Genomic DNA, 8,866 nt, shown 5'->3' on the forward strand with positions numbered 1-8,866 from the left:
GCGGTGCCGGAGCAGCGGGCGACGCCGCCGGTGCTGGCACCGCTGGCGCCGGAACCGCGGCCGGAGCCGCGGCCGGGGGCGCAGTGGCGGGCAAGGCCGCGGCCGCGGTGGCGGCCGTGGTGGTGGGCGGCACCGCGATCGCGGGCGGCTTCGCCGGCTACAGGGCGCTCGCCGGGCCGGGCCCGCAGGAGTCCGTCGAGGCGGCGGGCGAACGCCTGGTGCAGGGCCGCGGTTTCGCCGCCGAGGTGGTGCGCGGTTACACGCCGCAGGCGGCCGAGGAGGAAGCCGCTGCCCAGGGCATCAGCACCGACAGGGTGCGCGAGCAGGGCCGCGCTGAAATGGAGTACCGCTACGCCGGCGGCGACCGGCCCGTCTTCCTCGCCACCGGAGCCGCGGAGGGGGCTGCGGTCACCAGTGTGGCCGCCGTCGGCGGCAAGGTCTACGCCTACGGGCCCGCCGGCGGGGATCCCGGTTCCGCATCGGGCGGGCGTTACTTCGGCTCCGGCGGCGGCGGCGAGTTCCCCGCCGAGTCGTTGGGTCCGGAACTGGTGGCCGGGGCGCTCGCGTCGATGGCGGCGGCCGAGGGACTTGCCGAGCAGGGGAGCACGGAGATCGGCGGCGAAACCGCCACCGAGTACGCGGGGCCGATGACCGTGCGGGTACTGGTCGACGGCCGGGTTCGCGAGGAGCCGGGCCGCGGGCGGGTCTGGATCGACGGTGCGGGCGACCCGGTGCGACTGGTGCAGACGACCGACCGCTGGGAGGTCGAGACCGAGTTCACCGCGGTGGACGAGCGGGTCGCCGTCGCCGAACCCGACACCGTCGCCCCCAATGCCGGTGCCGCCGAAGGCGCCGAGGACGGCGCCGGCCCCCGGGTGGTCGCCGCGCCCGTGTGCGGGCAGGTCGCCACCCCCGACGGTGTCGAGTGGGATGTGCGGTCCAACGCCTGGGACATCTCCTGCAGCAGGACGATGGAGGTCGCGCGGACGTTCGCCGCCGGCGACGGCGAGTACGTCCCGGGCTGGTCGGGCACCGGGATGCAGACCGCCTTCATCGACGGCGTATGGGCCTGTGTGCAGGGCATCCCGCACACCGTCCCGGTCAGCGAGCGCCGCGTGCACCTCGACCACTGCGTGCGGGCGGATCCGGTCGGCACCGCGCTCGAATACGAGCTGGGTGAGCGCCACCTGATCACCTTCCGCGAGAGCGGTACCTGAGCGGTACCCCGGTACCCGGCGCCGGGCGCTGCGGCGCCGCGGCGCATCTCCCTGCCCCACCGGATCTCCGCGGCCCAGCCATTTTCCGCTGCGGAAAGTTGTGCTACTTTCTAATACGGAAAACGGACACGCAGCCGGTAGGGGAGTGCGCGATGGCCGGTGAATCCGGTGAACAGGAGGCCCGCGCCGCTTTGGACGACGTCCGGCGGCGCCAAGAGGCCGTGGGCAGGGAACTCGGCCGCCACCGCCCGCGGTGGTGGATGACGGCGATGTACGTGCTGGGCATGTACCTGGTCATGGCCAGTGTCGAATTGGGCGCGGGGTACTCGCTCCTGGTGGCCGGTGGCGGGTTCGCGCTGCTGGCCGGATCAGTGGGACTCGCCGTCGCCCGGGCGGCCAAGGGCGGCGTGGGCGGGCCGCGCACGATGTGGTCACCGCTGCGCGTCGCAGCGACCGCGGCCTGGCTCGTCGCGATCTTCGGGGTGTTCCTGCTGGTCCGGGCGTTCGCGGAGGGCTACCTGGCCGAATGGCAGGCGCCGATCGCGGCGGCGGTGCCGGCGGCCGGAGTGGCCTGGCTGTTCGCGCTGTGGCTGTGGCGGCTCAGCTTCGGCCCGCGGCCCAAAGGCACGGGACGGGCGGCATAGTGGCCGAACCGCGTTTCGACGAGCTCATCCACGCTTCCACCCGCCTGTCGGTCATGGCGATGATCGCGGCGGGCAAGGAGGTCGAGTTCCGGTTCATCCGCGACGAACTCGGTGTCAGCGACTCGGTGCTCTCCAAGCACCTGAGCGCGTTGGAGTCCGCCGGCTACCTCACCGTGCGCAAGGTCGACATGGGCCGCGGGTGGCGGCGCACGCTGGTCGACATCACCGAGTCCGGCGACACGGCGTTCTCCGGCCACGTTGCCGCCTTGGACTCCATCATCGGCCGGTCCGGCGCCCGCGGCGGCGCGCACGGACCGCGCCGGGACGGCACCGGGCCGCCGCAGGACGACGGCTGACCCGGCCGCTCCGGCCGGTCGGCCCCAACGGCCGGCAGGACCGACGGCGCGGATCGGGCGTCGGCAGTCACCCCCGCAACCCGGTTCGGCCGCCGGCCCGACCACGGAACCGCTGGTCTAGGATGCCCAGAGTGCAGTGGCCGCTGCGGCGGATGGTGAACCGGGGGAGCATGTGAGTACAGAGGGCGGCACCAAGGCGATCGTTGCGGCCCTGGGCGCGAACCTGGGCATCGCAGCAACCAAGTTCGCGGCGTTCGTACTCACCTCGTCCTCGTCGATGCTCGCCGAGTCCATCCACTCGCTCGCCGACTCCGGCAACCAGGCGCTGCTGCTCATCGGCGGCAAGCGGGCCCAGCGCCGCGCGACTTCCGAGCACCCCTTCGGCTACGGCCAGGAGCGCTACCTCTACGCCTTCATCGTCGCGATCATGCTGTTCAGCCTTGGCGGCCTGTTCGCGCTGTACGAGGCATGGCACAAGATCTCCGAACCCCACCCCATCACCGAGTGGCAGTGGGTTCCCATTGTGGTACTGGTGGCCGCGATCATCCTGGAGTCGTTCTCGCTGCGTACCGCCGTGCGCGAGTCCAACCAGGTGCGCGGAAAGGCGAGCTGGGTGTCGTTCGTCCGCCACGCCAAGTCGCCGGAGCTGCCGGTCGTGCTGCTGGAGGACATCGGCGCCCTGCTGGGGCTGGTCTTCGCATTCATCGGTGTCAGCCTGACCCTGGTCACCGGCGACGGCATCTGGGACGGCCTGGGCACCGGGGCCATCGGCGTCCTGCTGGTGGTGATCGCCGTCGTGCTGGCCATCGAGGTCAAGAGCATGCTCCTGGGAGAGTCGGCCGGAGCCGAGGATCTGCGGCGCATCCGCGAGGCACTGGTCGCCGGGCCCGACGTCGACACCGTCATCCACATGCGCACCATGCACCTGGGTCCCGAGGACCTGCTGGTCGCCGTGAAGATCGCCGTCGACACCGACGACAGCGCCGCCGACGTGGCCCGCGCCATCAACGCCGCCGAAGCGCGCATCCGCGAGGCGGTCCCCATCGCCGGGCACATCTACATCGAGCCGGACCTGCTGCATACCGGCGGCGCCCCCACCGGCGTCCCCGGCTCGCCGTAGCTCGGGGGCCGCGGTCATCAGCGCGCCGGCTCAAGCCGGGCACCGGGGCGTGTTTGGTGGGTCGCTGCCCTACTGCGCGGCCGTCTCGGGTAGGGATTCCCACTCTCGCGGCGTTCTCCGGGCCCCTGACGGCATAATGGCGAAGCCCGCCGAGTAGGGGCGTTCCTAACTCAGTGCCCCGCGCCGCAGCGGCGCTTCGCGCATCGGGCGCGGGGCACACGCGAGTGCGCCGCTCGTTACGGACGGGGACCCACCAATCACGCCCTACCCCATCGCCACCAGGAAGCACATTCCGGCGACATAGGCGGCGAACATGGCGACGCCCTCGAAACCTATGCCGTGTTCCTGGCGGCGGATCAGCCCGGCGGCCACCAGCAGGTTGAGCACCACGCCCAACCCCACCAGCAGCACCACCTCCGGTGTCATCGCACCGTAGATCGGCCCCTGCCGGTAGACCAGGTCGCCGGCCGACAGGAACAGCACGTCGAACCCGTTGCCGCCGATGATGTCGCCGATCGCCAGGTGCAGCGCCCGGATGCGGACGGCATAGAGCACGGTGACCAGCTCCGGCAGCGACGTGATCAGCCCGGTGACAACCGCGCCGACCACCCCGCTCGACATTCCGGTCCGTTCCACCAGCGACAGCCCGGCCACACCCACGACATAGCCGGTCGCCGAGACGACCGCGGCCAGAGCCGCGAACTTCAACCACATCGCCGCCATCGACTCGCCGGGGCGCTGCGCCGCCGGATCCGGCTCGTCGGGGCGGGTGCTGCTGGTCGGCGTCACCCGCCACAGCGGATTGGCCCCGACCTTGCGCGACAGGCGCAGCCAGTACCAGTACAGGAACACCAGCAGCACCGAAACCGGGTGCACACCCAGCACGCTGATCTGCGGCCCGGTTCCGGCGACCAGCGCCGTGCCGAGCATGATGGACAGCCCGATGGGCGCGAGCAGGTTGGGCAGCGACGCGGCCGCGTGCTCAAGGTTGGCCCGCCGGTAGAACAGGTCGGCCAGGGCGATGAAGGTGGTCTGCAGCGCGATACCGCCCAGGGCGTTGTTCATCGCAAAGGCGGCGTCGCCCCTTGCGGCGCCCAGGATGCTGGTGATCAGGCCCGGTAGCGAGGTCACCGCGCCGACGAGCAGGATCCCCGACAGCGTCTGGCCGAGCCCGGTGCGGTCGGCGAGACGGTCGACCAGCCGGGTGAACGGGCCGCCTCCGGTGAGCAGCACTCCCGCGGCGACGGCCAGCACCACCGCACTGACCCACACCGGCCATCCGTCCATGCCGCCTCGCTTCTCCGGCGCCGTCGGTCCCGATCCCCGCTACCCACAGGTGCAGCGGGCCAGCATCGCGCCGCGCGGACGGGCCGGCCGGCAGCGGAGCGCACACCCGGGGGAGGGCAAGGGCGGTGCTCCGCTGCCGAAACCCGGGACCGGTCCGGTGGGAAAACGCTCAGACGACGATGACCCGGCGCCCGCGCGCGTGGCCGGCCTGGCTGTCGGCGTTGGCGGCCGCGGCCTCGGCGAGCGTGTACGACTTCTCGACCGGGATGTGCAGCTTGCCGTGCGAGATGAGGTTGGCGGCCTCGATGAGCGCATCCGGCACGCTGCCGGCCGTGTCGGAGAACCGGACACCGAGTTCCGGCGCGCCGAGGTCGGCGATGGAGACCACCTTGCGCGGATCCCCGGTCAACTCCACGAGCTCGCGGATCACCCCCGAGCCGGCAAGGTCGAGGGCCGCGTCGACACTGCCGAGCCGCCGCACCCGCTCGACCCAGCCCGCGCCGTAGGTCGTGGCGGCGGCGCCCAGGCTGCGCAGATAGTCCTGGTTCGCTGCCCCGGCCGTGCCGATCACCGCGATGCCGCGTTCGCGGGCGATCTGCAGTACCGCTGATCCGACCCCGCCCGACGCACCGCTGACCAGCAGCGTCTGACCGGGCTGCACACCGGTCTCGCGGATGATGCGCAGCGCGGTCTCGACAACGGAGGGGTAGCCGGCCGCCTCGTCGAACGCCAGGCCTTCGGGCATCCGGGCCCAGGCCGACAGCACGGCGAACTCGGCATATGTGCTCGCGCCCTCGCCGAACACCCGGTCGCCGACAGCGACCCCGGTTACGCCGGCGCCGACCTCGTCCACCACCCCGGCGGCGTCCAGCCCGACACCCGCGGGCAACTCGATCGGATGGGCTTTCAGGAACTGGCCTTCGCGGATCCTCCAGTCGACGGGGTTCACGCCCGCCGCCCGCACGGCGATGCGTATGCGGCCGGGGCCCGCGTGGGGCTCCTCGGCCTCTTCGAGTTGCAGGACTTCCGGACCGCCGAACTCGGCGAAGCTCACTCTCTTCATGCGGCCGAACTTAACACTAACGGTTAGCGTTTCAAAACGGTTCCACTTTCGTATTTGCTAGTATCCGGTTATGGCCGTGCAGTCCGATCAGCCCGCGCAGACCGGGCGCCGCGAGCGCAAGAAGGCCGCGACCCGCCGGAACATCGCCGACACCGCCCTGCGGCTCTTCCTGGAGCACGGGTACGACGCGGTCGGCATCCGCGACGTGGCCGCTGAGGCCGACGTGGCCGTCACCACGCTGTTCGCCCACTTCCCCTCGAAAGAGGCGCTGGTGTTCGAGCAGGACCGCGACTTCGAGCAGCGCCTCACGCAGGCGGTCACCGGCCGCGCGCCGCACGAACCGCTCATCCCTGCGCTGCGCCGCGAGATCCTCGCCCTGGTGCGGCACTGCACGGCCGAGGGCGCGGCCCCGCTCTGGCGCATGATCGACGAATCGCCCGCCTTGCGGGAGTACGAGGACTCGATGCGGCTGCGCCACGCAGAGTCGCTGGCAACGGCCATCGCCGCCGATCCCGGGTCGGCGCGCACCACGACCGCCTGCCGCACGATCGCGAGGTTCGCGATCGACGCCTACGCCCTGGCCCGCGAGTCGGCCGATCCCCAGGCCGCGGTGGACGAAATCTTCCGGATGGTCGAGGCGGCCTGGGATGCCGCCGGCCCTGCGCGGAGCGCGTGAGGACGTGCGCCGGCCGTCCCGATAGCGTCCGGTCGGTCGGCGCGGGGCGCGTGCCTCCGGGGTGCCGCGGAGCGCCGGTCCAAGACCGCGCTCTGCGCAGTCCGGAACCCGGTTTCCGGGCCGACCGCAGGCGCGCCCGCTGCCGGCCCGGCGTCGCTGACCAGGACGTTCGGCCCATGGCCGGGGTCCGGCCACGGCGCCGCCGCACCTCCGGTCCAGCCGAATTCGGACCGTAGCGCAACCCTGCGGTGCGCAAGCGGATCGAAACGGTCATGTATGCGATGGCAGCGCGGACAGGAGTGCGGAAAGGACCGAACAACGGACTGCGCAACCCGCTGCAAGGGCTGCGCAGCGCGGCGCTCGGCGCGGGGATGGCCGCGGTTGCGCTGGCCGCCTCGGTGGCGGCACCGGCCGCAGCTGGGGAGGCGGGCGGATCGTCCGGACGGGCCGTCACCGATTTCGCCGCAGATGTGACGATCACCGCCGACGGTGCCGTGCGGGTCCGCGAGGAACTCACCTACCGCCTGGGCAGCGGCCCGGGCGATGCGGTGGAGCGCCGGCTGCCTACCAGCGGCCAGATCGCCGGAACCGACTACGAGTTCGGACTGACCGACGTGGCTGTGGCGGACTCCGCGGGTGTTGAGCCCGTTGGGATCTCCTCCAGCGGCGACTCCGAGGTCATCCGGATCGGGGGCGGGTCCGGCGACGGCCAACCGGCGGGCACGCAGACCTTCGCCATCAGCTACACCTACAGGACCCTGCTCGTCGCCGACACCACGGGCGAACGCCCCCGGCTGTTCCAGGACATCGTGGGCACGGGCTGGTCGGTCCCTGTCGAGGCGGCCCGCGTGGCGGTGCACGCACCCGGAGCCGTTGAGACGGCGGACTGCTACGCCGGGGAGCCCGGTTCGCAGGAGCCCTGTGCGAGCGCCGATTTCCAGGGGAGCGAAGCGGCCTTCACGAGTGGCCCGATCGCGCCCGGGCAGGCGTTCAGCATCGACCTTGAGCTCGCCGCCGGCGCCGCCGAAATCCCCGAGCCCGCCTATGCGGGCGAGACGCATGCCGACACGGACTCCTCCGCATCGCCGCTCCCGGTACTGGTCGTCCTCAGCATCTTTGCGGGGATCGCCTACCTCCTCCTGCGGGCCCTGGACACCGGGGACTCCACGGGCGGTGACGCCACCGGTTCCGACGACGGCGACGACTCCACCGGTTCCGGCCTTGTCCGCTTCCTCGGCGGTTCAGGCGGCGGCCGCGGTGGCCGCGGCGGCGGAAACATCGGTGGTGGCGGCGGCGGTGGCGGTGGCGGTGGGGGTGGAGGAGGCGCCGGTGGCGGCGGTGGCGGCGGAGGGGGCGGGTGACCGCCGCCGTCGGCGCGCCGGCGGTCACCCGCCCCCGCTGCGCCGGCGCGCGGCCGGATCCGGCCGATACCGGATCGTGTTGCAACCCCGCCGTGCAAACGGGGATCAAAGTGGTCATGCATTCGATGACGGCGCGAACGGGTGTACGAAAGAGGCTGCGGAGTGCGGCGGCGGTGTTCGGTGCGGGGGTGGGGGCCGCGGCGGTCCTTGCCGCGCCGGTGGTGGTGCCGGCCGGAGTGCCGGGCGCGGCACCTGCGGCAGTGGCGGAGACGGCCGAATCGTCCGGGCGTGCGGTCACCGATTTCGCCGCCGAGGTGACCATCACCGAGAGCGGCAGCGTGCGGGTCCGCGAGGAGTTGACCTACGACTTGGGCAGCGTTCCGGGCGATCCGGTGGAACGCTGGCTGCCGGTCAGCGGCGAGGTCGACGGGACCGAGCAGGATTTCGGCCTATCCGACGTGACCGTGGAAGATGATGCGGGCGTCGGGAGTACCGACATCTCCTCCAGCGGCGACTCGGAGGTCATCACCATCGGTGACGGGACCGGCGGCGATCAGCTGACCGGCGAGAAGACCTTCGCCTTCAGTTACTCCTACGACACCTTGCTCGTCGCCGATTCCAGCGACCGCCCGCGGCTGTTCCAGGACATCGTGGGTTCGGGGTGGTCGATCCCGGTCGAGGCCGCCCGGGTGACGGTGGACGCGCCCGGGGACATCCGGCAGGCCGACTGCTACGCGGGTGAAACCTCCTCGGAGGACCCCTGCGAGAGCGCCGACCACCAGGGGACACAGGCGACCTTCTCCAACGGCCCGATCCAGCCGGGCCAGGCGTTCAGCATCGACCTTGCGCTCGAAGCCGGCAGCGTCGACATCCCCGAACCCGCCTATACCGACGAAGGCTCCGACGGAAGCGACGAGTCCTCCGGCCCGCTGGGTTCGCCGTTCCTGCTGTTCGGCATCGTCCTCTTCGTCGTGATCCTCATCAACTTCGTCGTGTGGGGTGCCAACGGCGGCAAGTCCACCGGTTCCAGCCGCGGCGGCTTCGCCGGCGGCGCCGGCGGTGGCGGTGGAGGAGGCGGCGCCGGCGCCGGTGGCGGTGGCGGTGGAGGAGGCGGCGGTGGCGGTGGTGGCGCCGGTGGCGGC

At 72.2% G+C, this 8,866-nt stretch carries 8 protein-coding genes and 1 pseudogene; 7 read left to right on the top strand and 2 right to left on the bottom strand.

Annotated elements, in window-relative coordinates; genetic code table 11:
* From ACYVD5_RS13620 to ACYVD5_RS13635, 4 genes and pseudogenes are all read left to right on the top strand, one after another.
* Positions 1-1,217, top strand: a pseudogene (locus ACYVD5_RS13620) (serine/threonine protein kinase); the annotation flags it as partial.
* Positions 1,218-1,369: 152 nt separating this feature from the next.
* Positions 1,370-1,861, top strand: coding sequence for a hypothetical protein (locus tag ACYVD5_RS13625; protein WP_461001387.1), 492 nt, complete (start codon positions 1,370-1,372; stop codon positions 1,859-1,861).
* On the top strand, positions 1,861-2,217 hold the full coding sequence (locus ACYVD5_RS13630) for a winged helix-turn-helix domain-containing protein (RefSeq protein WP_461001388.1): 357 nt from the start codon (positions 1,861-1,863) through the stop codon (positions 2,215-2,217). Before ACYVD5_RS13625 ends, ACYVD5_RS13630 begins: the two co-directional genes overlap by 1 nt.
* 172 nt (positions 2,218-2,389) lie before the next feature.
* Positions 2,390-3,337, top strand: coding sequence for a cation diffusion facilitator family transporter (locus ACYVD5_RS13635; protein ID WP_461001389.1), 948 nt, complete (start codon positions 2,390-2,392; stop codon positions 3,335-3,337).
* A 264-nt stretch (positions 3,338-3,601) separates the two neighbouring features.
* Here the strand turns inward: ACYVD5_RS13635 and ACYVD5_RS13640 are convergent, their stop codons facing one another.
* Both ACYVD5_RS13640 and ACYVD5_RS13645 read right to left on the bottom strand, forming a co-directional pair.
* Positions 3,602-4,624 (bottom strand): sodium:calcium antiporter, encoded by a 1,023-nt coding sequence (locus ACYVD5_RS13640; RefSeq protein WP_461001390.1) that lies wholly within the window; start codon positions 4,622-4,624, stop codon positions 3,602-3,604.
* A gap of 169 nt (positions 4,625-4,793) precedes the next feature.
* The gene (locus tag ACYVD5_RS13645; protein ID WP_461001391.1) at positions 4,794-5,687 is read right to left on the bottom strand and encodes an NADP-dependent oxidoreductase; all 894 of its coding nucleotides are present in this window, start codon (positions 5,685-5,687) and stop codon (positions 4,794-4,796) included.
* A 70-nt stretch (positions 5,688-5,757) separates the two neighbouring features.
* Here ACYVD5_RS13645 and ACYVD5_RS13650 point away from each other — a divergent pair, with 70 nt between their 5' ends.
* The 3 genes from ACYVD5_RS13650 to ACYVD5_RS13660 all read left to right on the top strand — a co-directional run.
* The gene (locus tag ACYVD5_RS13650) at positions 5,758-6,363 is read left to right on the top strand and encodes a TetR/AcrR family transcriptional regulator (protein ID WP_461001392.1); all 606 of its coding nucleotides are present in this window, start codon (positions 5,758-5,760) and stop codon (positions 6,361-6,363) included.
* 281 nt (positions 6,364-6,644) lie between these two features.
* A complete protein-coding gene (locus ACYVD5_RS13655) occupies positions 6,645-7,724 on the top strand; it encodes a DUF2207 domain-containing protein (RefSeq protein WP_461001393.1) in 1,080 nt (359 codons plus the stop codon).
* Positions 7,725-7,984: 260 nt separating this feature from the next.
* Positions 7,985-8,866 (top strand): DUF2207 domain-containing protein (locus ACYVD5_RS13660; RefSeq protein WP_461001394.1); only part of this gene is annotated, 882 nt, incomplete at its 3' end.

The organism is Streptomonospora sediminis (genome assembly GCF_054778995.1).

What these genes read in the sequence shown, in the direction of transcription:
- ACYVD5_RS13640 (WP_461001390.1), bottom strand. Translation starts at nt 4,624, where the DNA reads ATGGACGGATGGCCGGTGTGGGTCAGTGCGGTGGTGCTGGCCGTCGCC.
- ACYVD5_RS13625 (WP_461001387.1), top strand. Translation starts at nt 1,370, where the DNA reads ATGGCCGGTGAATCCGGTGAACAGGAGGCCCGCGCCGCTTTGGACGAC.
- ACYVD5_RS13650 (WP_461001392.1), top strand. Translation starts at nt 5,758, where the DNA reads ATGGCCGTGCAGTCCGATCAGCCCGCGCAGACCGGGCGCCGCGAGCGC.
- ACYVD5_RS13645 (WP_461001391.1), bottom strand. Translation starts at nt 5,687, where the DNA reads ATGAAGAGAGTGAGCTTCGCCGAGTTCGGCGGTCCGGAAGTCCTGCAA.
- ACYVD5_RS13655 (WP_461001393.1), top strand. Translation starts at nt 6,645, where the DNA reads ATGGCAGCGCGGACAGGAGTGCGGAAAGGACCGAACAACGGACTGCGC.